This is a genomic window from Streptomyces sp. NPDC000151 (assembly GCF_040301705.1).
GTDB lineage: Bacteria > Actinomycetota > Actinomycetes > Streptomycetales > Streptomycetaceae > Streptomyces.
In genome coordinates this window covers 1-24,408 of the sequence record NZ_JBEPFC010000116.1, presented here as the reverse complement: position 1 = coordinate 24,408, position 24,408 = coordinate 1, and the positions used below count along the sequence as shown (strand labels likewise).

Below are 24,408 nucleotides of genomic sequence, written 5' to 3'. Positions count from 1 at the left end.
CCGCACTCGGCGGGGCCGCCAACCCGCTCGCCGCGCTCGGCGGTGCGGCAGGCGCGCTCGGCGGCCTCGGGCAGCTGGCCGGCGGCGCCGGGCACGCCGCCGGCGGCGTGGGCGACCTGCTCACGTCGCTCTCCACGCTGCCGAACCAGCTCACCCAGCTGCTCGAAATGCTGCCCAAGCTGATGCAGGCGCTGCAGAGCCAGGCCGGCGGTGCGCTGCAGAGCCAGGGCGGCGGCCAGCCGGCACCCCAGAGCTGACCCGCCCGCCCATCCGTCCCGCTCGGCCGGTCGTGCCGAGCACACCGGCTGTTGGCCCTCGTACACAGTCGACCGAGGAGGAACACACACGGTGGCGTCTGTAGTCGGTGACCGGTTGCGTCTCGTGGTCAAGGTCCTGGGAAACCTCGTCGCCGACGAGGTCGGACAGGCCACCAAGAGGCGCCGCCGGTCGAAACGGGACGAACGGTCCCCGGCGGAGGCCGACGCGGCCTCCGCCGGATCCGAGGACCGGCGCGCCAAAGCGGTGCGCCACGCGTTGGAGAGCCTCGGCCCCTTCTACGTGAAGCTCGGCCAGATCCTCTCGACGCGGCCCGACATGGTGCCCGAGTCGATCAGGGACGAGCTGCAGAACCTGCACGACCAGGTCGACGTCCAGCCGTTCTCCGTCTTCGAGCCCGTGCTGGCGCGGGACCTCGGCCCGGACTGGAAGCTGCGGTTCGACGACATCGACACCACCGCCCCGCTCGGCGCGGCGTCGCTCGCCCAGGTCTACCGGGTCACGCTGCCCGGCGGCCGGCCGGCCGTGGTCAAGATCCAGCGGCCCGGCATCCGCGAGGGTGTCCTCGCGGACATGGCCCTGATGCGCCGGGCCGCCAAAATCGTGGCCCGGGTCGCGCCCCGGTTCAACGAGGTCATCGACACCGAGGCGATGCTCGGCTCCGTCTTCGACGCGATGGAGCCGGAGCTCGACTTCACCGGCGAGGCGCGCAACATGGACGAGGCCCGCCAGCACATCCGGCGGTTCCGCACGCTGGAAGTACCCAGGGTGATGCACGCCGGCCCCAGGGTCCTCGTCCAGTCGCTGGCCCCCGGCTCCTCGGTACGGCACATCGACCGCGCGCACTTCAGCGACGACGAACGCATCGAGATCGGCAAGGACCTGCTGCGGTTCATGTACCACGGGTACTTCGTCCACCGGATGTTCCACGCGGACCCGCACGCGGGCAACGTCTTCGCCGTGCCCGGCGGCCCCGCGACCCTGATCGACTGGGGCATGGTCGGCCGCCTCGACCGGCGTACCAGCCTCCAACTGCTCCCGCTCTTCATGACGTTGGCCCAGAACGACGGCGTCGGGCTCGCCCACCACTGGGCCGAGATGGGCCGCATGACGGCGTGGTCCAACATGCCGGCCTTCACCGCCGACATGGCGGCGTTCGTGCCCAAGGTCTCCCATCTCTCGCTGGACGACCTGAACTTCGGCGTCTCGCTCACCACCGTCCTCGCCAAGGCCACCAAGCGGGGCATCGGCTCGCCGCCGGCCGTCTCGCTGCTCGGCAAGTCGTTCGCCAACCTCGATGGCTCGGTGCGGTGTCTCGCCCCCGAGATCACGCTGCCGGAGGTGTTCAAGGGCGAGGTGCCCAAGATCCTGCTCGCGCTGGGCCGCGAGTTCCTCGGCGGCAGCCAGTTCGCCCGCAACTCCATGGAAATGCTGCTCGCCGCGGTCACCAGCCCCGAGCAGGTACGCGGCGTACTCGCCGACATCGCCAACCGCCAGTTCGCCCTGAACGTCCACGAGCCACGCACCACCGCCGCCATGGGCGGCCAGCGCACCACCCGCCCGTCGGGCGGCCTGCTGGCGCTGGGCGCCCTGGCGCTGCTGCTCGGCCATCGCCGCGCCCGCTGACCTCGGGCGCGCGGCCGTCATCCACCCCCACGACACGGAGGTTCCCCATGCCGGACACCGCAGGACCGCAGTCCACCTCGCCACCGGGCGCCACGCTTCCGGACGGGCTCTCGCCGGTCGCGCTCTGGACGGCGGCCGCGCACGCCGCGGAGTGCGAGCGGGCCGCGCCGTACGTACGCGACCCGCTCGCCGCCGAGTTCCTCGACGCGGCGGGCTTTCGCGGCGGGCCTCCCGGCGAGGGCCTGCTGCAGCGGCTGCTGCCCGACTGGGCGGTGGTGCGCACCCGCTTCTTCGACGACTACCTCAACGCGGCGACCCGTTCGGGCTGCCGTCAGGTGGTACTGCTCGGCGCCGGCCTCGACGCGCGCGCCCACCGCCTCGACTGGCCGACCGGAGTACACCTCTTCGAGGTCGAGCACCCCGCCGTACTGGACTTCAAGGAACGCGTACTGGCTGACCGGCGCCCCTCCTGCGGACGCCGCACCGCCGTCGGCGCGGACCCGGCCGGGGCCTGGGGCGGGGACCTGGTCGCCGCCGGGTTCGACCCGCGAAAACCCACCGCCTGGCTCGCCGAGACGCTGCTGTACCACCTCCCGCCGGAGACGGTGGAGTCGATCGTCGGCACGATGACGGAACTCTCCGCGCCCGGCAGCGCCTTCGCGGCCGAGTGCGTCAACGCCTCCGCCACCTCGTCGACCTTCGTGGCGCCCTTCCTGGACGCCCTCGCCGGCACCGGGCTCGGCTGGCGCTGGCAATTGGTCGAGCCGGAACGCTGGTGGACGCGGCACGGCTGGGACGCCCAGGCCGCCGACCTGTTCACGCTGCCATACGTGATGCAGCGCCTCTCCCCGTACCTGCCGATCCTCACCGCGGGCGCCGCGAAGTGCGTCTTCCTGATGACCGGGACGCTCGGCGACGGACCGGGCGACTGAACACGGCACACCGCATACGGGAGCCCCGGACACCGTGTCCGGGGCTCTCCGCCTGTGGGCCAGTGCAGTGCACCTTCCGGCCTGGCTCAACCGGACGGCGCGACCGGGGACCACACGCCCATCCACTGCTCGGCGCCCCACGCCTCGTACCGTTGCACCTCGGCGAACCCCAGCTTCGCCGCGAGACGCATCGAACGGTCGTTGGCGGTCTGGGTGCAGAGCACCACCGGCTCGCCGGGAAGCGCGTCGGCGAACCAGTCGAGTACCGCCGCGCACGCCTCGGCGGCGTACCCGTGCCCCCATGCCTCCGGCAGGAGCAGGTAGCCGAGTTCGGCCTCTCCGGCATCGGGACGGACACGGCTCCGACGCTCCGCGTCGCGGCGGTTGAGCTCGATGGTGCCGATCATCGCTCCGTCGAGCTCGATCACGAAAAGGCCGGGGCGCCGCCCGGGCACCTCAGGCATTGCACGTTCGAGCTCATCACACGGTCGAGGCCCACCGACGTAGGTGCCCACCTCTGGTGAGGCGAACAGCTCGATGAACGCCGCACGGTCCCGGGCCTCGGACTCGCGGAGCACGAGCCGTTCGGTCCGTATCGGGGCGGGTGGCCAGGCGCCGGGTCCGAGTTCGGTCATGGCGGGCAACCTATCGCGCGCTCGTACGAAAGAGACGCCCTACGCCCGCTCCAGCTCCAGCAGTGCCGCGAGCCACAGGTCCGGGAGTTCGTCGGCGGTCGGGAGGGCGTCGTCGTGTACGACGGTCAGGCAGGCGGTGTCGTGCTGGCTGGTCAGCGTCGTCAGGCAGCGGATGCCGGCCGCCAGGTCGGCGAAGACGGCGGTGCGGCGGGAGGCGGCGCCGCGGTGGACGAGGGCGTTGCCGAAGTTCACGCTGCTCGTCGGGGCACCGATCACCTCGCCGTTGACCATCCGCATGCCGACCCGGGCACCGATCGCGCGCGGGGTGGCCGCCATCAGCAGGCGGATGGCGTCGCGCTGCCGGGTGCGGCGCAGGCGGCCGGTGTCCGCGATGACTCGGGCCAGAGCGCGATGTGGTGACGGCTCGTCACAAGGCAGCAGCAGCCGGGCGGTCACCATCCGGTTGCCGGGGGCGTACTCCTCGCCCGGCGCCCGGACCGACATCGGCACCGCCACCGGCAGCGGCGGATGGAGCGAACCGGTGCCCTTCATGTGCCAGGCGTGTACGGCGTGGGAGAGCGCGGCGAGGTACACGTCGTTGACCGTGCCGCCGTACGCCCGGCCGATCGCGCGCAGCCGCGCCAGCGGCGTGTCCGCGTGGCACACGCTGGTGCGGCCGCTGCCCGGCACGCTGAAGGCCGGCTGGGCGCCGGGCGGGCGGAAGGCGGCGGCCACGTCGCCGAAGGCACCGGCGAGCCCCTTGGCGGTGGGCCACGCGCGGCGCTGCGGTACCAGCCCGCCGCCCTCGGGATTGTCGTCGAGGAGGGCCCGGACGGTATGGGCGGCGCCCACCCCGTCCTGGAGAGTGTGGTCGGTGCGGTAACACAGGGTGTAGCTGCCCGTCGGCCCGTGGATCAGCCAGACTTCCCAGGGCGGCCGGCCGCCCGCGCTCATCGGGCTGGACAGCATCAGCCGACCGGCCACCGACCCGTCGGCGTCGTCGGGCAGCCATGCCTCGTGGACGTGCTGCTCCACGGAGATCCGGTCGACGCGCTGGAGCGTCTTGCGGTCGCGGACGATGCGGTAGCGCAACGCCGGGATGCGGTCGGCGCGTTCGGCAACGCGCGCGCGTACGGCGTCCAGCGTCGGCGGCCGCCCGCCGAAGCCGAACATGAAGCTGAGTGGCAACGGCCGGCCGTCCATGGCCCGGTGATAGGCGGCATCCGCCGTCCCCATGGGCAGGGACGGCAGCAGGGCCCCGTCGGTGCCGGGGTGTGGTCGCATCGTGAACTCCCTGTCGGGGTGGGGATGACTTGGATATGCGGGGGGAGGGGGCCGAACCCCGGCGGTGGTCAGCACGCTCGTCGTGGCCGGGGGCCCCGGTACGGCGCTCAGCACGCCCGTCGTGCGGCCCTGCCGAGCGTGTCCACGTAGGCCCGCAGCAGGGGGCGGCCGGCCCCGTGGACGGGCAGCCGCGGCGCTCTCGACCGGTGCCACGGCAGCGGTCCGCCCGGGCCCGGATCGCCGAGCAGGGCCCCGGCCACGTACGCGCCGTGCGCCACGGACAGCGCCAGGCCGTGCCCGCAGCAGCCGCCGATGTACCAGACGTCGGGGCAGCCGGGGACCCGGCCGACCACCGGCAGGCCGTCCCCGGTCATGCCGATGCGCCCTGACCAGCGGTGGGTGACCGGCACCCCGGACAGCTCCGGGTGCAGCGACCCCACCCACCGCTCCAGCCAGGCCCAGGCCCGCTCGCGGACGGACTGAACCCGCCGCGCGCCGAGCCCGTCCGGAGCCAGGGCCGTACCGCCGCCCGCCACCAGCCCGCCGTCCGGGAGCAGCCGGAAGTACGGCGCCATCGGTACCGCGTCCACCACCGAGCACCCCGCACGGCCGCCCAGCGTTTCGTACGCCGTCGGGCTCAGGGGAGCGGTGGCGACGGCGTACACCTCCAGCGGGAGGACCGTGCCGACCGGCAGGTCCAGCGCCCCCGCGGCGGAGTTGACGGCCAGTACCGCCTGCCCGGCGTGCACGCTGCCGTGCGGGAAGAGCAGCTCGGGGCCGATCAGGTCCCCGGCGCGCGCCGACCGCAGCGGACTGTCCCCGTAGAACCGCACGCCCTTGGCGGCGCAGGCGCGGGCGAGGGCGCGGGTCAGCGCGGCCGGGTCGAGCGTGGCCGCGGGGCGGTGGAGCAGCCCCGCGCTGTAAGCCACGCCCACCCGGGCGCGGATCGCGCCCTGGGTGAGCACCGGCACGTCCAGGCCCAGCGCCCGGTACGCCTTGGCCTGCCGGGCGAGGGACACCAGGCCGGCGGGCGCGCGGGTCGCCATGAGCTGCTCGCCGGGCCGCAGCCCGCACTGCACGTCGAGCCGCGCGCACAGGTCCAGTACCTGATCCACCGCTTCGACGCTCGCCTGGTGCATACGGCGTGCGGTCGACCGGCCGAAGCGGCGCAGCGCCTGATCGACCGGCGGCCCCGCCCTCGGGCCCAGCAGACCGGTGCCCCGCCCGCTGGCCCCGGCGGCGGGCTGTTCCGCGTCGACCACGACGACGGTGAGCCCGGGCGCCCGGTCCGCGAGGTGATAGGCGCAGGCCAGCCCCGCGAGACCGGCCCCGACCACGGCCACGTCCGCCGTGACCACGCCGCGGAGCCGGGGGAGTGGTGGCAGCTCGGTGCCCGGCGCTCCGCGGTCCGCCGGCTCCCAGCAGGGCGTACCGGCCGGCGGCCGGCTCACCCGGCGCCGTCCGCCGCGGGCGCCCCGGCGAGGGACCGGAACCCCCGGTCGTGCCAGAGCAGCGGCCGCCCCGCGCCCACGTGCACGGCCGCCACCCGCCCGACGACCAGGTGGTGGTCGCCGTACCGGCGCACGTCCTCCACCAGACACACCGACCAGGCCAGGGACTTGGTGAACACCGGGACACCGAGCACGTCACAGGTGTCCGTACCGGCGAACCGCTGCGCCGCCGGAGTCGTCGGGCTCGCGAACCGGGCCGCCAGGTCGCGCTGTTCCTCCCGCAGCAGGTGGACCGCGAAGGCGCCGAAGGCGCGGACCGCGCCGAGCGTACGGGAGCCGTCGCGCAGGCAGGCCAGCAGCAGCGGTGGCCGGGCCGACACCGAAGTGGCGGCCGAGACGGTCATGCCGAGCGGGCCGTCCTCGCCCCTGGCCGTCACGACGGTCACCCCGGAGGCCAGCTTGGCGTACAGGGCCAGGCAGCGGGCGGCACCGGGGCCGGGCTCCTCGCGCAGCGGGTCCCACCGCGCACCGGCCGGTTCGTCGTCGCCCGCCCAGGGCCGCGGCACGCGTGCGGGGGCGGCGGTCGCCGCCTGCTCAGCCACGGGCCGCAGCCGCGCAGTCATCGAGCACCTCCGCGTCGACCAGGCCCGCGAGGATGCGGGCGATGTTGGTACGCAACGTGGACTCGGCCACCGGGTCGAGGATCTCCGCCAGGGTCGGGATGCCGAGGTCGAAGGAGGCGGTGAAGACGATCAGGGTGCCGTCGTCGGAGGCAGCACAACGCCAACTCCCTTCGAAGGTCTGGAAGTCGCCCTCGGTCTGCTCGAAGGTGAGGGTGAGCGTCTTCGGCGAGAACGTGTCCCGCTCCTGCCACCTCATCAGACCGCCGCGGAAGGAGACGACCCATTCCGAGACCACCGAGCCGTCGGGCAGCGGGGGCCCCACGTTGACCTCCCGTACGGTGTCGGTGAGTTCGGGGTACCGGCGGAAATCGGTGATCCTGTGGTAGGCGTCGGCCGGTGCCAGGCCGCGGGCGAGCGCGTGCAGGGATACATGGCGCATGGGTGTATCGCGTTCCTTTCCGTACGGGAGATCAGCCGGCCATCCGGGCCGCTGCGGTGTTCAGGGCCTCGGCGAGGGCGGTGAAGAACAGGTCGAGAGCGGCGCCGTCGACGAGCGCCGGCGGGGTCAGCCGCAGCACCCGGTTGGAGTTGAGGGAGTGGTTGACGAGCACGTCGTGCGCGATCAGTTCCAGCAGGAGTTCGCCGACCGCCCGCTCCTCGGCGAACTCGATGCCGATCAGCAGGCCCTTGCCGCGTACCTCACGGACCAGGCCGCCCTGATGAGGGGCGCACGCGGCACGGACCCCGGCGAGGATGCGCTCGCCGAGCGTCGCGGCGCGCGCCACGATCTGCTCCCGCTCCATCGTCTCGACGGTGGCGAGCGCGGCGGCGCAGGCGATCGGGGAGGCGCCGAAGGTGGAGGTGTGCAGGAACGGGTCGCGGCCGAACGGGGCGTACGCCTCCTCCGTGGCGGCCATCGCGGCGATCGGCACCACCCCGCCGCTGAGCCCCTTGCCCACCAGGAGCACGTCCGGGCGGACGTCCTCGGCGTCCACGCCCCACCACGTACCGAGCCGTCCCAGCCCCGTCTGGATCTCGTCCACGACGAGCAGCGCGCCGAACTCACGGCACAGCGCGGCCACTTCGGTCAGGTAGCCGGGCTCCGGGATGCGCACGCCGGCCTCGCCCTGCACCGGTTCCAGGATGACGCACGCCCGGTCGCGGCGGGCGGCCAGCGCCTGCTTGAGGTCGGCCGGGTCGCCGTGGGTGACCTGCGTGGTGTCCGGGAGCAGCGGTTCGAACGGCGCCTGGTACTTGGGGTTGGCTGTGACGCTGAGCGCGCCGAGCGTCTTGCCGTGGAAGCCGTGCCGGGTGGTGATGATCGCGTTGCGTCCGTGCGCGCGGGCCAGCTTGAGGGCGGCCTCGGTGGCCTCGGCGCCGGAGTTGACGAAGTGGACGTAGTCGAGCCCCGGCGGCGTGTGCGCGGCCAGGGCCTGGGCGGCGCGCGCCCCGACCGGTTCGAGGAAGACCCGGGTCGAGAGCGGGTGGGTGTCGATCTGGCGGTGCACGGCCTCGACGACGGCCGGGTGCCGGTGCCCGAGGATGAAGACGCCGTACCCGCCGAAGTCGAGGAACCGGCGACCGTCGTCCGCATACACCCAGGGGCCCTCTGACCGTACTTCGCCCATGCCGCCGAGCACCCAGCCCATGACCGCGCGGCCGGAGCCGACGTGCTTGCGGTACAGCTCGACGAGGTCGGAGCCGCGGGGCAGCGGCGCGGCAGGCGAGCCCTCCCGGGCCCGGGCCGCCGGTGCCGAGGGGGTCATGACGCCACCTCCGCGGGGGACGCGTCGGCCGGCCGCGCGCGATGCCGGCGCAGTACTCCGGAGCGGCCTTCGGCCCAGCTCTCCAGGTTGCGGACGAGCGCGGTGCGGATGTCGGCGTGGGCGGGGCGGCTGCCGCAGTCGGGACCGCCCAGAGAGGTGGCGAAGGGCAGCTCGCGCTGGAAGACCAGCAGCAGTTCCGCGTAGTACTGGAAGCGCCGGCGCATCGACTCGGGCAGCGAGGTGCCCTCCAGCATCGGCAGCAGCAGCCGGTGCACCGCCTCGACGGGGACGAGCCGCGGCCGGGCGGGCCGCGGCAGCCCGCGACGGACGGCGAACTCCTCGCAGGTGTCCGCGATTTCGCGGAGCAGCGGGGCCTCTTCGCCGGCCGTCAGCCAGTACTCGCCGCTGCCCACCCCGCCCCGGATCAGATCGCCGATGGCGCGGGTGACGACGTCCTGCGGGACCATGTCGATCCGCGCGTCGGGGGCGCCGGGCAGCACCGGCACCTGCCCCAGCACCATCGACCCGATCGCCTTGGTCAGGCCCTGCTGCCCGGCGATCCGCCCGGTGACGGAGTCGCCCATCACGACCGACGGACGCACGATGGCGCCGGGCACGCCGGAGGTACGCACCATCTGCTCGGCCGTGATCTTGGAGTCGAGGTAGGCGGCGGCGCCCGGGAAGCGCTGCCGGTCCTCCTCGGTCAGCGCGCTCGCCACGAACGCGGTGCTCACCAGGTACAGGGGCGCGTCGGCCCGCGCTGCCAGGTCGAGCATGGCCTGTGTGCCGAGGGTGTTGGTCCGCTCGATGTCCTTGGGCGGGGTGCGCCAGTTGGTCTCGGCGGCGGAGTGCAGCACCAGGTCCACGTCGAGGGCGAGCCGGTGGTACGCCACGGGGGTCAGGCCCAGGGAGGGCGCGAGCAGGTCGCCCTGGATCTCGCGCACCCGGGGATCGTGCAGCGGCCGGTTGCGGCGCAGGCAGACCAGGTCGAAGTCGGGGGACAGCTCGTCGATCAGGGCGCGCCCGAGCACTCCGGAGCCCCCGGTGAGCAACAGGGTGGGACGCGCGCGCGAGGCGGCGCGGGACGTGGGCGGGACGGCGGCAGGCAAGGGGTACTGCGGCATGGGTCGGATTCCTCCCGACAGGTGTCGGCTGTCGTGGTGTCGGTGGGTGGGTCAGGCGATGGGGCGGTGGATCAGGCGATGACGAGAGGCTGGTCGGCGAGGTAGTCGGCGAGTGGGCCGGTCATCCGGGCGCGGGACGGCGGGTGCAGGGCCAGTCCGTTGGCGCAGGCGGCCAGGTGGCCGACCTCGTCGGAGGTCATGAAGTTGAGGCCGCCGAGCAGTTCGACCGCGCGCGGCACGATGCCGGCGATGGTGTCCTGGCTGCTGTACCGGGTGTACAACGCAGCGGCCAACGCGGATTCGCCGAGATCGCCCTCGTCCACGCGGCGGGCGATGCCCTCCGCCGCGGCCATGGCGGCCTCGGTCTCGACGAGCAGCCGCACGCGGTCGTGGTCGGGGACCCGGTCGTTGAGCAGTACTCGTTCCACCAGGGCACTGGCGACGCCCAGGTAACTGCCCGTCATCAGCAGCTGGAACCAGACCAGTCCGGCCGTCTGGAGGTCGTCCAGCCGCGCTCCGGCGGGCGTCGCCGTCCGCAGCAGGAGATCCGGCGGTACGAGTACGTCGGTGAGGGTGACCTGCTCGCTCTCCGCACCGGCCAGGAAGGCGCTGGACCAGAAACCGCTGACGCTCAGCCCCTCGCTCTCGGCGGGCACCAGCGCCACCGCGAGCTCGTCGCCCTGCCCGTCCTCGCGGGGCACGACGACGCTGGCGGTCAGCATGTCCATGGAGCGGGCCAGGCTGCACGGGCGCTTGACCCCGTTCAGCCGTACGCCGTCCTCCGTCACCGTGGCGGTCATCGACGGGTCGAGGATGCCGGCGCCGCGGCGCCCCTCGGCGAAGCCGGAGGCGATGATGCGGTTGGTCGAAGCGGCGCCTTCGATCAGCATCCACTCCAGGCCGTCGCCCAGATCGCCGAGGCCGACCAGGGTGGCCATCGAGAAGTGGTGCATGGTGGTCGCCACGGCCAGCGACGGCGAGCGGCTGCCGATGGCCCGCTGCACCCGCAGTGCGTCCAGGGCGGTGGCGCCCCGGCCCTGGTGCGCCTCGGGGACCAGGAGCCCCGGGCCGCCGCTGTCCCGGAAGAGCCCGATGCCCGGGCTGCCCGGCCGCTCCAGCTCCATCAGCGGGATCTCCCGGAGGGCGGGGTCCAGGTCCGGCAACAGCTTGGCCAGCGTGGTGCGTTCACGCTCGAGAAATCTCATGGACGTGCGTCCTCCAGGGTGCGGGGTGGAATGAGCAGCCAGGGCCCTGTCAGGGCCCGTCCGTTCACAGGGCGTTGGCGGCGCGCATCAGCTGCCAGACGGCCCCGATGCGGGGCCTGCCCTTGAAGGCGATGTACTCCGGGATGACCGCGTGCGGCGCCCATTTCTCCTTGTATTCGAGCTGGGAGGCCGCGGGATAGATCGCCTGCCCGTGCTCCGCGAGGAAGCGCGCGAACCGGGCGAACGTGCGGCTGGCGCCGGTCACTTCGTGCTCCTCGGCCAGGCCGGTGAACGGCGTGAACCCGAAGTGCAGCCACCCGGCGCCGTCGGCCGTGAGGCGTTCGACGACGGTGGCGTTGAGCGCCTCCATCACGCCGGGCGGCGCTGCGGGCAGCCGCCGGCTGAGGTCGTGCAGCCACCCGGGACGGCTGCCGAAGACCGGTGAGTAATTGATGTAGCCGACCGCGGCGCCCTCGATCCGGCCGACGAAGAGCCGGCGGTGCCGTTGCAGGTCCCCGGTCCGCTGCCCGACGAGGAACCGCAGCTCCTTGACGTGCCGGCCCTTGTCCCGCAGCCAGTCGCGGTCGACCCGGTCCAGCTCGGCACAGTCGTCACCGACCCGGACCTCGGCCACCTCCAGACCCGCCCGCCGGGCACGTGAGATCTTGTTCCGCAGCCGGACGAAGCGCGAGCCGCGCAGTGTGAAGCGGGACAGGTCGACGGCGTACGAAGCACCGAGCTGGTTGACCGTGAAGCCGTGCTTCTCGTACAACTCGGCGTCCTGCCGCTGCAGTTGTACCGCGACCAGCCGTCGTCCCGCGTGCGCCACGAAGGAGTCGAGCAGCTGCGCCCGGTGCTCCGCCGCGGCGAACGGACCGCCGAATTGGAAAACGTACCGCCCGGACCGCAGATAGGCGCAGGTGCCGTCGAACCGGTCGTCGTGGAAATATTCGTTCCCGCTGTTCAGTGCGAGAAAAGCGCTGGGGTTGTCGCTGTATTCGGTGAGCGTGTCAAGTACCGACGGCATTCGTGCCCTCCAGCGGGGGTCGTGCGCCGCCGACGGTCGTGTCCGAGTACTGCTTCTTGAACGCCCGGTAGGCCGGGTTGGTGTGCGGCTCGAAGGTGACACCGAAGGGTTTCAGTGAATTCCCGAAAAGCGCCCGGTCGCCCATGAGATGGATGGGCAGCGCGAGCAGCGCCCATTCCGGCCCGGCGTACAGTGCCCACGCGCCGGCCAGCACACCCGCCGTGACCAGGCTGTGCATCACGTTGTATGCGACGTAGTAGCCACGCGCGATGCGCTTGTCCGCGCTGCGCCGGAAGGCGATGGCGCCGGGAATGTAACCGATGACGTCGATCGCCAGAAAAAAGCCCGCGAACACGCCCCAGCGAATCTCGGAAACATGCTGGTAGGCCAGCACGAGTGACGCTGCCAGAAAGGCCAGCCATTCGAGCCTGGAGAGTGCGAAGGTGGTTTTCGTCTCGAATCTGTTCTTGGCGTCCATGGGCGCTCCAAGAAGTGCTGGGAGGCCGCTGGTGCCCGGCATCGCCCGGCCCCAACTGAATGCCTTTTCACTCCTGGTTACGCACCGGTGTGTGCAACCCCTCATAAATGGAGGGGCGATCCGGACCACCGGCCGGCCGTGCCCGGCGGCGCAGCCAGGTCACGGCGGGGGAGGTGATCGCGGTGGTGGTGAGTGCCATCAGGACGAGCATGGTGAACAGGTCGGGGCCGATCACATGCAGCTCCAGGCCGATGTTGAGGATGACCAGTTCGGTCAGGCCGCGGCAGTTCATCAGCGCGCCCAGCGACAGGGCGCCCGGCCAGCGCTGCCCGCAGGCGCGGGCCGCGACGGCGCTGCCGCCCCACTTGCCGAGCACGGCGACGGCCAGCACGGCACCGGCCCACAGCCACTGCACCGGGTCGCCGACCAGCATGCCGACGTCGGTGTGCAGCCCGGTGTGCACGAAGAACAGCGGCAGCAGCAGCGGCACGGCGACGGCGCGCAGCCGGGTCGCGCAGCGCTCGACCTCAAGGGAGCCGCGAGGCGTCATCACACCGAAGACGAACGCACCGAACAGCGCGTGCACCCCGATCCTGTCGGTGGCGAACGCGGACAGACACAGCCCGGCGAAGAGCACGACGAGCACGAGACTGTCCCGGCCGGCGGTACCGGCGGGTTCGCGTGCGGACGCCGGGCGGGGCTTTGTCACCCGGGCCGCCCGCGCCGCCCACCGGGCCAGCACCGGCCGGACCACGTACAGCATGAAGGCGAAGAAGACCGCCGCCAGGGCCGCCGTGGTGACCGCGTCCAGCGGCGAGCCGCTGCGGGTGACGGCCACGACGACCGCCAGCAGACACCACGCGGTGACGTCGTCGATGGCCGCCGAGGTCATCGCCAGGGCGCCCAGCCGCGTCCCGTACAACCCGCGGTCGGTGAGGATGCGGGCGAGTACGGGAAAGGCCGTGATGCTCATGGCCACGGCGATGAACAGGATGAACGGCAGCCGGTGCGTGCCCTCGGGGGCGAGCGTGGAGTACATCGCGACCGCCAGCGCGGAGCCCAGCAGCAGCGGCAGGGCGATGCTCACCTGGCTCACGACGACGGCCGTACGGCCGTGCCCGCGCAGATTCCCCAGGTCCAGCTCCAGGCCGACCAGGAACATGAAGATCAGCAGCCCGAGCTGGCCGAGGGCCCCGGTGTAGGGGGCGACGGCCGGCGGGAAGAGCCACGCCTGCCCTTCGGGCCATAACCAGCCGAGCAGGGACGGGCCGAGCAGGATGCCGGTGGCGAGCTCGCCGACCACTGGCGGCTGCCCGAGGCGGCGGCAGAGCGCCGCCCCCGCCCGGCAGGCGACGATCACGACCGGAACGACGATCAGGAGGCCGGGCAGCGGGTCGGCGGCGGACGACACAGTCGACTCCTTCGGGTGGGGACGGGCGAGCCCGGCACGGCCGGACAGCCCCCGATGTCACTCTCTGCAACCTCCCAGCACCTGCCCGCCCGGCGCGCGGAGCCAAACGCCGGGCGCCCGCCCGGCAGGGGCACGCACGCGCAGACGGCGCATCCACCGACCGCCGCCACGCCCCCGAGGGCCGACCGGTGCCGCCGGGCGACAAACAACCCCTGATCCGGAAATGGCGGCTGAACACCCCTGTAATGCGGTTGAACTCCCCTGTAATAAGGAAAGAGTTGAGGTGTGGCGATTCCCTTGACAGCCTCAAAGGCGCTGCGCGCTTTGAGAGCAGAAGGTCTGACCGTGAAGCAGGTCGGCAACTGGCGCACGCACAACCGGAACCGGCAGGGACGCTGGGGGCCGGTACACGGAGTGATACTTCACCACACCGGCACCAGGGGTACCGAGCGGACCGTCGAGCTGTGCCGCGACGGCCGCCCCGGACTGCCGGGGCCGCTCTGCCACGCCGTCATCGACAAGCGGGGCGTGGTGTGGCTGGTGGGCTGGGGCCGTACGAACCACGCGGGCCTGGGCGACCCCGACGTGCTCGGCGCCGTGGTCTGCGAGCAGCCGCTCCCGGCCGACGACGAGGCCACGGTGGACGGCAACCCCTGCTTCTACGGCTTCGAGTGTGTGAACCTCGGGGATGGTTACGACCCGTGGCCCGCCGCGCAGGTGGACGCGATGGTACGGGCGTCGGCCGCCTTGCTCAAGGCGCACGGCTGGGGTCTCGACGGGGACACCTCCCTGATCGGGCACAAGGAGTGGCAGCCGGGGAAGCCCGACCCCCGGGGCCTGGATATGCGGGAACTCCGCCGACGGGTGGCGGCCATGATCCGCGGCGCCGCCGCACCCCCTGCCCCGCCGTCCCACGGCGGCGGTGGCGGCGGGGGAGGAGGGGCCCCACCCCCGCCTCCGCCCTCCCGTCCGACCCTCACCGACGTGGACTGGTGGGCAGATATCCCCACCAAGAGTGATAAACCATCACCAGGTGACTACACATGGTGGTAATCCGAGCACACTCACGTCATGAATCCTCCGGTCAGCCGGCGCCAAGTCCTCGCCACCGCAGGAGCCTTGGCAGTCGCCGGCGGAGCGTCGGCCGCAGCCGGGCTCGCCAGTACCACCTCCGGTGCCGCTCCCCACGGTGGCGGCGGGGGCGCGGCCGACTCCGCGGTACGGTCGGCGGCCCGTGACATCACCCGCTCCGCCGAAGACGGCACGATCCTCACCCCCACCTACCTCCAACTCCTCACCGACGACGTGCACATCGAGCCCAGAGGGCAGCGGATCGCGATCGTCGGCGCCGGCATGGCGGGTCTCGCCGCGGCGTACATCCTGCAGAAGGCCGGACACCAGGTCCGGGTGATCGACGCCCACCCGGACCGGATCGGCGGCCGCGTCCAGACCCTGCGCGACTGGCACCACCCCGCCGCCTACGCGGAAGCCGGCGCCCTGCGCATCCCCGGCACCCACACCCTCGTGACCGGCCTCGCCCGCCATCTCGGCGTGGGCCTGCGCCCGTTCGTCCGCGACGACGAGAGCCGGATCCTGCACGTCAACGGCGCCATGGCCTCCCGCGCCCAGTACCGACGCCACCCGCGCACCCTGAACAAGACCTTCGACGTCACCGACGACCGCACCGCCTCTGCCATGCTCGACGACGCCCTCGAACCCGTACGGGCCATGGTGAAGGGCGACAGCACGGACGGCTGGGCGCGCTTCCTCGACCAGTACGACTCATGGTCGCTGCAACGCTTCCTCACCGACCGGGCCGGGCTGACGGCCGGCGAACTCGACCTGCTGGACACCCTGGAGAGCGGCACCGCACGCCTCCCCCTCTCCCTGACCCACGCCCTCCTCACCACCACGGCTCTCCCTCCCGACACGCGGCAGTGGGAGATCCCCGGCGGCATGGACCACCTGCCCAAGGCCCTGGCCGACAAGCTCGACGAGGGGACGCTGCGCCCGGGCTGGCGGCTGACCGGCGTCGACTCCCGGCCGGCCAAGCTCCGCCTCGCGGTCGAGAAGACCGGAACGGGCCGGCCGGAGAATCTGGAGGCCGACCGCGTCATCATCACCGCACCGTTCCCCGCCCTCCGCTACGTCACCTTCACCCCCGACCTCTCCTACGGAAAACGGCGCGCCATGCAGGAACTCCGGCACGGCGCCGCGACCAATGTCCTGCTGGAATTCGACCAGCGCTGGTGGGGAACGGACGGCGGCGCCGACCTCTCCGACACCCCCCTGCGCCGCACCGTCTACCCCTCCCACCCCTCCGGCGACGGCGGTGTGGTCCTCGCCTCCGCCACCTCGGCCGACGACGCCGCCGTGTGGGACAGCATGCCGGGCAAGGCCCGCGCCGGACACGCACTGAAACTGATGACCGACCTGTACGGGGAGGACGTCGAGCGCTCGTACACGGGCCGCTGGGCATCCCCCTCCTGGGCCCGCAACGAGTACGCCTGCGGTGAAGCCGCCCGCTACGCCCCCGGCCAGGCCGTCGAACTGGGCCCCCACACCCGCACCCCGGAAGCCGACGGCCGCCTCTGGTTCGCCGGCGACCAGACCAGCACCCACTACCGCGCCTGGATCGAGGGCGCCCTGGAATCCGCCTGCCGGGTGGCGTACGGAATGGGGGTACGGCCTGCGACGGGAAGGCCCGGCAAGTGAGGACTGCTGGTCAAGTGAGGACTGCTTGGGAAGGCCCGGCAGGTGAGGAAGCGTGCGCGCGAGCGGCCGGACGATCAGCGGTCGTGATGAACGGTGCCGTCGTCGTCCATCGTGGGGTGGATCTTCATGGGTTCGTAGTCGTTGGCCTGGTCCGAGGGGCGGGGCGGTTCCGGCCCGTCCGGCCCCCACCTGACCAACCGCTCGATGCGGCAGACCCTGAACAGCCTGTCGCCCACCCGCAGTTCGTTGTCCCGCCCGGTGGCCTTGAACCGCTCGGCGGCCCGCGCGTACCGGGCTCGCTCATCGTCCCCGAGCTCGTAGAGGCGCGGCCAGACATCGGTCAGCGCGTCGTGGAGCAGCCGGCGTGCGTCGTGCGGCGTCGGCATGAGCGAGCCGCGCGGCCGCCAGCCCTTCCCGACCCGTTCGGCGATGCCGAAGCCGACGGGCAGCAGGGCGATGTCCGGGTGGGTGGTCGCCGCCCGCTCGGAGTCCTCACGCACGTCGGCGGGGTACCTGGCTCCGGCGTACGCGAAGTCCCGCAGGCCCAGTTTCAGGGCACCGGCCATGAGGCCGTCCTTACGGCCGGGGTCGAGGACGTGGCCGTCATCGCGTGAGGGCGGCTTGTGCGGGCCGGTCCAGGACCGATCGGCGGGCTCGGTGTCCGTCGGCCGCGGCGGCTCCAGCCCGTCCTCGCCGCTCCGGGCGAACTCGTCGGCGCGCACCACCCGGTAGCGCACGCCCAGTACCTCCAACTCGTCGACCCGCTCGCGTTCGAGGACGGCCACCGCCTTCAGCAGCTCACGGCGGACGGCCGGGTCATCGGTGTCTTCCAGAGCCCTGAACCACAGCTTCGAGTTGAGCCCGTCCCTGGCCTGCTGGGGCGTGCCGTCCGCCATCGGCCCCCGCAGCCGCCATTCGGTACCGGACGCGGAGTCCTGGGTGGCGATACCGAAGAGCGCCCCGCGGACGGCGATGTGCGGATAGCGGCAGGACGCCTGTACGGCATCGGCCTCGTTCACCCAGGCAACCGGGTCGTCCCGGCGCACCAGATCAGCGTGGAGCCGGTCGATCTGCTGCTTCCAGTCCTCTTTCATGCGCACATTTTGTGCTGCCGCAATGCGGCGGACCGGTCCTGATCCACAGAGGTGACCCGGTGGTGGCATGGGCCGTACGTGCTTGCGAATGCCTTAGCGCGCAGTCGAGTTCACGTGTACTCGAGCTTCATCTGGAAGCCGTCCACGGCGGGGTTGCTGATGTACGGCGGATCGGATGGATGCGGCTTGACGGACAGGCTGACGTTGTATGTGGTGCCGGGCTTCAGGGCGACGCCCACCGGATACTGGCAGCGGGAGGTGTCCGCGGTGTTCAGCCGGGACCAGGACCACGGCTCCTTACCGTTCGCGTAGACGACCCGGTCGCCGGCCGCGTCCTTCAGCCAGAGGTACACATCGATGTGTGTCTGCCTGTCCGAGCGCCACTGGGCGACCAGGTAGACCTTGTCGCCATCGCGCCGCCAGCAGGGCCGGGCCTCGACGCCCGGTACGGCGTCGATCGCGCGCCAGCTCGTGCACTCGTCCGCGGCGGAGCGCTTCTCCGACGGCGCGGACGAGGCCGTTGCCGGGCCGGCGGCCGGCGGGCCGACGGCCGACTCGGCGGACGCACCGCCCGACGAGGGGGAGGCCGGCGCGGAGCTGGACGCGCGCGTGGTGGACTGCGTCGGGTGGTGCTCGACGGCGTTGTCATTGCCGCACACCGCGCCCTCGTTGCACTGGGTGGTCTGGCCCGCGCAGCCGGTCATGGCGGCGAGGAGGAGAACGACCCCTGAGGCGACGCGGACGGTGTGATGACACCAGGGGCGACGGGACAAAGCAGGGTTTCCTTCCGTGTCCATAACGGGTACCGGCACCATTGCCCTCACGGCTTCTCGTCGCCGTCGTCCGACGTGGACACCTTGTTGTTGTTCCCGCACGTCGCCGAGTTGTTGCAGCGGTAGTCATTGCCGGAGTCGCCGCCCACGACGGTGATCGTCGCGGCGATGATCGCCCCTGCCGCGCCAATGCTGCCGACGGCGATCGCTACCTTCTGACCGGTGGTCAGCGCCATGCTGGTCTCCAGGAAGTGAGGACGGAGCCGACCCCGGCCGGCCGACGCGAACATGCGAGCGCGCGGTCAAGCGTTGCCGGCCCAGCGCAAAAGAGGGCCGATCCGATCAGGCTCCGCCCCCAACTGGCCTACAGAATATGACCGTCGTTCCCCGCGTGCCACATCCAGCCCATACGCACCACACCGCCGGCTCCGACTCCAGCCAGCCGCCGCCTCCCGCAGCAGCGCGCGGGAGGAGAAGGAAATCCGTGGCCGTCACCCGTTCGGATGCAGGTCCGGGCCATCGGGGTAGTCGGTGGTGTCGGGGGTGGGCGTTCCGGCGGTTCCTGCACGGCCGGGACGGGTCGCTGCTCGACAATGCACCTGGTACTCCAGGACAACAGACCGCGTCGACTCTGGAAAAGGTGACACCCGCTTATGGCCCGAACGGCCTCCGGACCACAGCCGTCCAGCCCCAGCTCCGGCCGCCACGGCAAGGCCGTCGGTATCTCCATCGCCGCCGCGGTCGGCGGTTTTCTCTTCGGCTTCGACTCCTCCGTCATCAATGGCGCGGTGGACTCCCTGAGCTCGCACTTCGAGCTCAACTCCTTCCTCTCCGGCTTCGTCGTCTCCATCGCGCTGCTGGGCTGCGCCGTCGGCGCCTGGTACGCGGGGCGGCTGGCCGACGGGTGGGGGCGGCGGAAGGTGATGATCCTCGGGGCGGCGATGTTCTTCATCAGCTCGACCGGCTCGGCCTTCGCCTTCTCCGTACCGGACCTGATGGTCTGGCGGGTGATCGGCGGGCTCGGCATCGGTATCGCGTCCGTGATCGCGCCCGCCTACATCTCGGAGGTGGCGCCGGCGAGCGGGCGCGGCGCGCTCGGGTCGCTGCAGCAGCTGGCGATCACCGTCGGGCAGCTGGTGGTGCTCAGCTCCAACAAGGGCCTGGCAGGAGCCGCGGGGGGCGCGTCGAACGAGCTGTGGCTGGACATGCCGGCCTGGCGCTGGATGTTCCTGGTCGGCGTGGTCCCGGCGCTGGTGTACGGCGTACTGGCGCTGCTGATCCCGGAATCCCCGCGCTACCTGGTCCTCAAGGGGCAGTACGACAAGGCCGCGGGCGTACTGGAGCGGGTGACCGGCGTCGCCGACCCGCAGGGGAAAGTACAGGAGATCCGGCAGACCCTGCACAAGGAGCACAAGAGCAGCTTCCAGGACATCCGCGGCCCCCGGATGGGGCTGCAGCCGCTGGTCTGGGTCGGCATCGTCATGGCCGCGTTCCAGCAGCTGGTGGGCATCAACGCGATCTTCTACTACTCCACCACGCTGTGGAAGTCGGTCGGATTCAGTGAGTCGAGCTCGTTCACGACGTCGGTGATCACCGCGGGGATCAATGTGGTGATGACCGTGGTCGCCATGCTGTTCGTGGACCGGGTCGGGCGCCGCCGGCTGCTCTCCATCGGCTCGGCCGGCATGTTCGTGGCGCTGCTGCTCACCGCGGTCGCCTTCTCGCAGCAGCGCGGCAGCGGTGCGGGCGTGACCCTGCCCAGCCCTTACGGGCCGCTGGCGCTCATCGGCGCCAACGCGTTCGTGGTGTTCTTCGCGCTCTCCTGGGGCCCGATCATGTGGGTCATGCTCGCCGAGATGTTCCCCAACCGGATGCGGGCGATGGCGCTGGCGATCGGCACCGCCTCGAACTGGATCTTCAACTTCATCGTCACCTTCGCCTTCGAGCCGATGACCCACAAGGTCGGCCTCTCCTGGCTCTACGGCGCCTTCGCCTTCTTCGCCTTCGCCTCCTTCTTCTTCGTGGAGCGGAAGATCCCCGAGACCAAGCAGCGGGAACTGGAATCCATGACCGGCGAGACGTACCGGCGGGAAACCACCGGGCGGACGTCGGCCCCGTAGCCTGCGGCGGCAACTTGCGCTGTCATGTAAGGGGCTCTGCATGTCACGGGAGAGCGGGAGCGCATGAACGATTCCGGACGACGGCAGCACGGCACGCGAGTACCGCACCACACGCGAGTACCGGTCAGCGATCCCACGCTGGGCATAGCGAGCGCCCCGCGTGCGTGGCAGGGGCAGCCGCGGCACCGGCTGGTCGCCATAGGGGACTCGCTCACCCAGGGGTTCCAGAGCGGGTCGATCTTCCACACCGATCTGTCCTTCCCCGCGATCATCGCCCACGAGATGGGCTGGAGCGATGCTTTCCGGTACCCCTCCTACAACGGGTACGGAGGGCTGCCGCTCAATATCGAGCTGCTGCTGCGCGACCTGGAAGCGCGCTACGGCCGGGACGTGGACTGGTGGGAGACGGCGCCCGCGCTCTTCCGGGTCCGCGGCTTCATGGACCGGGTCGAGGACTACTGGGAGCGCGGCCCGGGCACGGCGGTGCCGCGGACCCGGGTCGTCAACCACAACCTCGCGGCGTTCGGCTGGGATCTGCGGGACGCGCTGGAGAAGTCGGCCGACGTGTGCCGCGCGCGGATATCCGCGCCCAAGGACGATCTGGTGTACCAGATCGTGGAGAACGCCGGTGAGCGCGCCGCGCTGCGCGTCCTGCCCACCGAACCGCCGGAAGCCGGGGCCCTGTCGCAGCTCGGCGCGGCCAAGGCGCTCGGCGAGGAGGCCGGGGACACGGACCCGGAGCACGGCATAGAGACGCTGATCGTGTTCCTGGGGGCCAACAACGCACTGCGGGCGGTGACGGACCTGCGCGTGGTCTGGAGCGAGGAAGGCTACGACGATCTGAGGCGCAAGGGCGCCTTCACCGTCTGGCGGCCCGAGCACTTCGCCGCCGAACTGCGGGAGGTCGTCCGCGAGGTACGGGAGATCAAGGCGCGGCACGTCATATGGTGCACCGTGCCGCATGTGACGGTCGCGCCGCTCGCGCGCGGTGTCGGCGGCAAGACCGAGCCCGGGTCCGCCTACTTCCCGTACTACACCCGCCCCTGGATCAGCGACAGCGCCTTCGATCCGCGCCAGGACCCGCACATCACCGGCGACCAGGCGCGCGCCGTCGACCACGCCATCGACCAGTACAACGACGCGTTCACCGCGGAAGTGCGGCAGGCCCGGGAGGCGGGCCGGGACTGGTACCTGCTGGACACCGCGGGTCTTCTCGACCGGCTCGCCGCACGCCGCTATCTGGAGGACCCGCTCGCCCGCCCGGACTGGTGGCAGCCGTACCCGCTGCCGCCCGAACTGCAGGCCCTCACCCCGCCGCCCAACACCCACTTCCTCGCGAGTGACGGGGAACGGCGCTCCGACGGCGGCCTGTTCTCGCTGGACGGCGTCCATCCGACCACCGTCGCGTACGGGATCGTCGCCCAGGAGCTGATCAATGTGATGCGACGGGCGAACGTCGAGTTCCGGCACCCCGATGGAGTGACGCCCCGCCAGGACCCGGTCATGGTGGACTTCGACCGGCTCATCCGCCGCGACACGCTGATCAACCGGCCGCCGGGGAATGTGACACCGACGCTGAAGGTGATCGGCTGGGCGGACGAGGCGCTGGATCTCTTCCGGCGGGTGCTGCCGTTCGGTACCTGACGCTCACTGCTGAGCGGCCGGACCCGCCGTGTAAAGCGTGCTTGACACTCCTCCCTGTAAAGCTTACTTTCCATATATGCGAAACGAGGTCCGGCGGCTCCGTGCCGACCAGGGGCTGTCCCAGCAGGCTTTGGGGGCGGCGCTGGGGGTTTCCCGGCAGACGGTGAACGCCATCGAGCAGGGCCGGTACGACCCTTCCCTGCCACTGGCCATACGGATCGCCCGGCATTTCGAGCTGACCGTGGAGGAGATCTTTCATGTCGACGACGCGTAACACCCCGCGGGGCAACGGGCGCAGCGTGAGGCGGTGGAGCGTCCTGGCGCTGACCGTGGTCGTGGGCGCGGTGGAGTCGGTGCTCATGGCCATGCGCGGGAACGTCGCGATGGCCGTCACGCTGCCGGTCATCGTCATCGGCTATGGCCTGGCCGTGACGGTCCTCGCCCGGCGCAGCGATGTCGCCGCGCAGCTCAGCGGGCACGAAGAGGACGAACGCCGGCGCGCGATCAGCCGCGGGGCCTCCGCGGTGACGGGGAACGTCCTGGCCGTCGTCCTGCTCTGCGGTGCCGTCTACGAGGTGGCCCAGGGCGAGTCCGGCGGCCCCTTCACGTGGCTGTGCGCGGTCGGCGGCCTCACGTACGGCGCCGCCGCGGTCGCGTACACCCGCAAGGGCGTGCCGGCGGGCAGCTGACCACCGGGCCGAGGCCGAGGCCGCACCCGAGGCCGGGTCCGTGCCGCCGTTCGGAGCAGCCGGAGGTCGCCCGGGGCGGCCGGGCGTGAGGGGATGGGGGCGGTGGCGGGAGTCCGCCGCCGCGCCCGTTCGGCATGCGGCCGTCGTCGCGAACCAGGGAGGCAGCATGGGTGAGGAACGTACGGACCGGGACCCGCGGGAGGCGGGCATGGCACCGGCCCAGAAGCGCGAGCCCGCCAAGGACGAGAGGGACCGCAGCGCCGAGGAGGTGAACGCGGACCAGCCGTCCGTACGGGGGGAGAAGCCCCGGCCGGCACCGAAACGCGCCTCGAAGCCGGGGGAGCGACGCGCGCCTAAGCAGTCTTAGCAGACTCAGCAGACTCAGCGGACTCGGGAGCGGGTACGGGGACGCGCTTGCGCGGCCGGCCCCGCGTGGCGGCGAGGACCGCGCCCGCCAGCAGGACCGCCGCGCCCGCCGCCTGCACCGGACCGAAGGACTCGCCGAGGAACAGCGTGCCGCACACGGTGTTGACGACCGGGACGGTGAACATCATCAGCGAGGCGGAGGCCGGGCCCACCGCGCCCACGCCTCGGTAGTACAGGAGGTTGGCGACGGCCGCGGCGCCCAGCGCCAGGAAGCCCACGTTCAGCCAGAGGCCCGGCGGCAGTTCGCCCCAGCGCACGTCCGGCACGGCGGGCGCGGCCACCAGCCCCAGCAGGACGGCGCCCGCGCAGGTGGCGTACGTCGTGGCGCGCAGCGGGTCGGCACCGGCCAGTACTCGTGGCCCGGCGAGCGTGTACGCGGCCCAGCACGCCGCACTGAGGAGGAACAGCGCGTCCCCGGCGAGCCGCGACGGGCCCCCGTCCGTGCTGCCGCCCGCGCCCAGGAAGAAGATCACCGCACCGGCGAGGCCGAGCCCCAGCCCCGCCAGCCGTGCCCGCGACGCTCGCTCCCGCCCCGTGACCAGCAGGAACAGGCTGGTGAGCACGGGGCTCATGACGGGTATGAGAATGCCCGCGTCCAGCGACGGGGCGAGCGAAAGACCCCAGAAGAACACGCTGTTGTAGGCGAAGACCCCCAGTACACCCGCGAGCGCCGCCCGACCGCCGGCCCGCCGCGACACCTTCGCGCCCTGCCCCCGGGAGCCGAGGAGGAGCACCGCCACCAGCAGCGCCAGCGCGGCACCCCCGAAGCGCAGCAGCGCCGCCACCTCGTGCGGCACCTGCGCCACGACCGACTTGGAGCGACGGGCGGGGCCCGGGGCCGTCAGAGTCGGATCCATACCACTACCGGATCGTGCACCTCGGCCCTTCCGTCGTGCGTGACGTACTCGCCGACGTCACCGACGGCCGGTCCGGCGCGCTCCCGCTCTTCCCCGACCCCGTACTGACCGATCACGCGCTCGCGTACGCGCTCGCCCGGCTGCACGCCGCGCTCGCCGGCACCACCGACCCGCTGGTCCGCGACGAACGCCTGACCGCGGCCGTGACCGCGCTGGCCCGCCGCGGCGCCACCGCTGGGGCTTCGGCCGCGC

Annotated in this window: 24 protein-coding genes and 2 pseudogenes; 11 read left to right on the top strand and 15 right to left on the bottom strand. The window is 72.1% G+C overall.

Annotated elements, in window-relative coordinates:
- From ABT381_RS26460 to ABT381_RS26450, 3 genes and pseudogenes are all read left to right on the top strand, one after another.
- A pseudogene (locus tag ABT381_RS26460) lies at positions 1-257 on the top strand (hypothetical protein); the annotation flags it as partial.
- Between the two features lie 91 nt (positions 258-348).
- On the top strand, positions 349-1,902 hold the full coding sequence (locus ABT381_RS26455) for an ABC1 kinase family protein (protein ID WP_351599051.1): 1,554 nt from the start codon (positions 349-351) through the stop codon (positions 1,900-1,902).
- Between the two features lie 47 nt (positions 1,903-1,949).
- The gene (locus ABT381_RS26450; protein ID WP_351599049.1) at positions 1,950-2,834 is read left to right on the top strand and encodes an SAM-dependent methyltransferase; all 885 of its coding nucleotides are present in this window, start codon (positions 1,950-1,952) and stop codon (positions 2,832-2,834) included.
- A gap of 86 nt (positions 2,835-2,920) precedes the next feature.
- Here the strand turns inward: ABT381_RS26450 and ABT381_RS26445 are convergent, their stop codons facing one another.
- From ABT381_RS26445 to ABT381_RS26395, 11 genes are all read right to left on the bottom strand, one after another.
- Positions 2,921-3,469 carry a GNAT family N-acetyltransferase gene (locus ABT381_RS26445; protein WP_351599047.1) on the bottom strand — a complete coding sequence of 183 codons (549 nt, stop codon included), beginning with the start codon at positions 3,467-3,469 and terminating at the stop codon, positions 2,921-2,923.
- Between the two features lie 39 nt (positions 3,470-3,508).
- The gene (locus ABT381_RS26440) at positions 3,509-4,753 is read right to left on the bottom strand and encodes a wax ester/triacylglycerol synthase domain-containing protein (RefSeq protein WP_351599045.1); all 1,245 of its coding nucleotides are present in this window, start codon (positions 4,751-4,753) and stop codon (positions 3,509-3,511) included.
- Positions 4,754-4,860: 107 nt separating this feature from the next.
- Complete coding sequence (locus tag ABT381_RS26435) at positions 4,861-6,204, bottom strand: NAD(P)/FAD-dependent oxidoreductase (protein WP_351599043.1); 1,344 nt, start codon at positions 6,202-6,204, stop codon at positions 4,861-4,863.
- Positions 6,201-6,827, bottom strand: coding sequence for a flavin reductase family protein (locus ABT381_RS26430; protein ID WP_351599041.1), 627 nt, complete (start codon positions 6,825-6,827; stop codon positions 6,201-6,203). Before ABT381_RS26430 ends, ABT381_RS26435 begins: the two co-directional genes overlap by 4 nt.
- Positions 6,799-7,266: a type II toxin-antitoxin system RatA family toxin gene (locus tag ABT381_RS26425; RefSeq protein ID WP_351599039.1), complete on the bottom strand. Its 468-nt coding sequence runs from the start codon at positions 7,264-7,266 to the stop codon at positions 6,799-6,801. Before ABT381_RS26425 ends, ABT381_RS26430 begins: the two co-directional genes overlap by 29 nt.
- A gap of 31 nt (positions 7,267-7,297) precedes the next feature.
- Complete coding sequence (locus ABT381_RS26420) at positions 7,298-8,593, bottom strand: aspartate aminotransferase family protein (protein ID WP_351599037.1); 1,296 nt, start codon at positions 8,591-8,593, stop codon at positions 7,298-7,300.
- Entirely contained in the window at positions 8,590-9,717 is a 1,128-nt protein-coding gene (locus ABT381_RS26415) for an SDR family oxidoreductase (protein ID WP_351599035.1), read from the bottom strand. Before ABT381_RS26415 ends, ABT381_RS26420 begins: the two co-directional genes overlap by 4 nt.
- Positions 9,718-9,788: 71 nt before the next feature.
- Positions 9,789-10,922 (bottom strand): acyl-CoA dehydrogenase family protein, encoded by a 1,134-nt coding sequence (locus tag ABT381_RS26410; RefSeq protein WP_351599033.1) that lies wholly within the window; start codon positions 10,920-10,922, stop codon positions 9,789-9,791.
- Positions 10,923-10,986: 64 nt separating this feature from the next.
- The gene (locus ABT381_RS26405) at positions 10,987-11,949 is read right to left on the bottom strand and encodes a bifunctional lysylphosphatidylglycerol flippase/synthetase MprF (RefSeq protein WP_351599031.1); all 963 of its coding nucleotides are present in this window, start codon (positions 11,947-11,949) and stop codon (positions 10,987-10,989) included.
- Positions 11,933-12,427, bottom strand: coding sequence for a hypothetical protein (locus ABT381_RS26400; RefSeq protein WP_351599029.1), 495 nt, complete (start codon positions 12,425-12,427; stop codon positions 11,933-11,935). Before ABT381_RS26400 ends, ABT381_RS26405 begins: the two co-directional genes overlap by 17 nt.
- 67 nt (positions 12,428-12,494) lie before the next feature.
- Positions 12,495-13,838 carry a cation:proton antiporter gene (locus ABT381_RS26395; protein ID WP_351599027.1) on the bottom strand — a complete coding sequence of 448 codons (1,344 nt, stop codon included), beginning with the start codon at positions 13,836-13,838 and terminating at the stop codon, positions 12,495-12,497.
- Between the two features lie 414 nt (positions 13,839-14,252).
- Between ABT381_RS26395 and ABT381_RS26390 the strand changes: the two genes are divergently transcribed.
- Together ABT381_RS26390 and ABT381_RS26385 are read left to right on the top strand one after the other, a co-directional pair.
- A complete protein-coding gene (locus ABT381_RS26390; protein ID WP_467754417.1) occupies positions 14,253-14,891 on the top strand; it encodes an N-acetylmuramoyl-L-alanine amidase in 639 nt (212 codons plus the stop codon).
- Between the two features lie 18 nt (positions 14,892-14,909).
- Entirely contained in the window at positions 14,910-16,553 is a 1,644-nt protein-coding gene (locus tag ABT381_RS26385) for a flavin monoamine oxidase family protein (protein ID WP_351599023.1), read from the top strand.
- A 74-nt stretch (positions 16,554-16,627) separates the two neighbouring features.
- Here the strand turns inward: ABT381_RS26385 and ABT381_RS26380 are convergent, their stop codons facing one another.
- The 3 genes from ABT381_RS26380 to ABT381_RS26370 all read right to left on the bottom strand — a co-directional run bounded on the left by ABT381_RS26380 (position 16,628) and on the right by ABT381_RS26370 (position 18,656).
- Entirely contained in the window at positions 16,628-17,647 is a 1,020-nt protein-coding gene (locus ABT381_RS26380; RefSeq protein WP_351599021.1) for a DUF5954 family protein, read from the bottom strand.
- Between the two features lie 110 nt (positions 17,648-17,757).
- Entirely contained in the window at positions 17,758-18,420 is a 663-nt protein-coding gene (locus tag ABT381_RS26375) for a hypothetical protein (RefSeq protein WP_351599019.1), read from the bottom strand.
- Between the two features lie 47 nt (positions 18,421-18,467).
- A complete protein-coding gene (locus tag ABT381_RS26370; RefSeq protein WP_351599017.1) occupies positions 18,468-18,656 on the bottom strand; it encodes a hypothetical protein in 189 nt (62 codons plus the stop codon).
- 417 nt (positions 18,657-19,073) lie between these two features.
- Between ABT381_RS26370 and ABT381_RS26365 the strand changes: the two genes are divergently transcribed.
- The 5 genes from ABT381_RS26365 (at position 19,074) to ABT381_RS26345 (ending at position 23,240) form a co-directional block, all read left to right on the top strand.
- The gene (locus ABT381_RS26365) at positions 19,074-20,540 is read left to right on the top strand and encodes a sugar porter family MFS transporter (protein WP_351599015.1); all 1,467 of its coding nucleotides are present in this window, start codon (positions 19,074-19,076) and stop codon (positions 20,538-20,540) included.
- Between the two features lie 63 nt (positions 20,541-20,603).
- Entirely contained in the window at positions 20,604-22,184 is a 1,581-nt protein-coding gene (locus ABT381_RS26360) for an SGNH/GDSL hydrolase family protein (RefSeq protein WP_351599013.1), read from the top strand.
- Between the two features lie 76 nt (positions 22,185-22,260).
- A complete protein-coding gene (locus ABT381_RS26355) occupies positions 22,261-22,458 on the top strand; it encodes a helix-turn-helix transcriptional regulator (RefSeq protein WP_351599011.1) in 198 nt (65 codons plus the stop codon).
- Positions 22,442-22,873: a hypothetical protein gene (locus ABT381_RS26350; protein ID WP_351599009.1), complete on the top strand. Its 432-nt coding sequence runs from the start codon at positions 22,442-22,444 to the stop codon at positions 22,871-22,873. The genes ABT381_RS26355 and ABT381_RS26350 overlap by 17 nt, the downstream gene beginning before the upstream one ends.
- A gap of 166 nt (positions 22,874-23,039) precedes the next feature.
- The gene (locus tag ABT381_RS26345) at positions 23,040-23,240 is read left to right on the top strand and encodes a hypothetical protein (RefSeq protein WP_351599007.1); all 201 of its coding nucleotides are present in this window, start codon (positions 23,040-23,042) and stop codon (positions 23,238-23,240) included.
- On the opposite strand, the gene ABT381_RS26340 is transcribed toward ABT381_RS26345, so the two are convergent.
- Positions 23,227-24,156 (bottom strand): DMT family transporter, encoded by a 930-nt coding sequence (locus tag ABT381_RS26340; protein WP_351599005.1) that lies wholly within the window; start codon positions 24,154-24,156, stop codon positions 23,227-23,229. The genes ABT381_RS26345 and ABT381_RS26340 overlap by 14 nt on opposite strands.
- 35 nt (positions 24,157-24,191) lie before the next feature.
- Between ABT381_RS26340 and ABT381_RS26335 the strand changes: the two are divergent.
- Positions 24,192-24,408: pseudogene (locus ABT381_RS26335) on the top strand (AraC family transcriptional regulator); the annotation flags it as partial.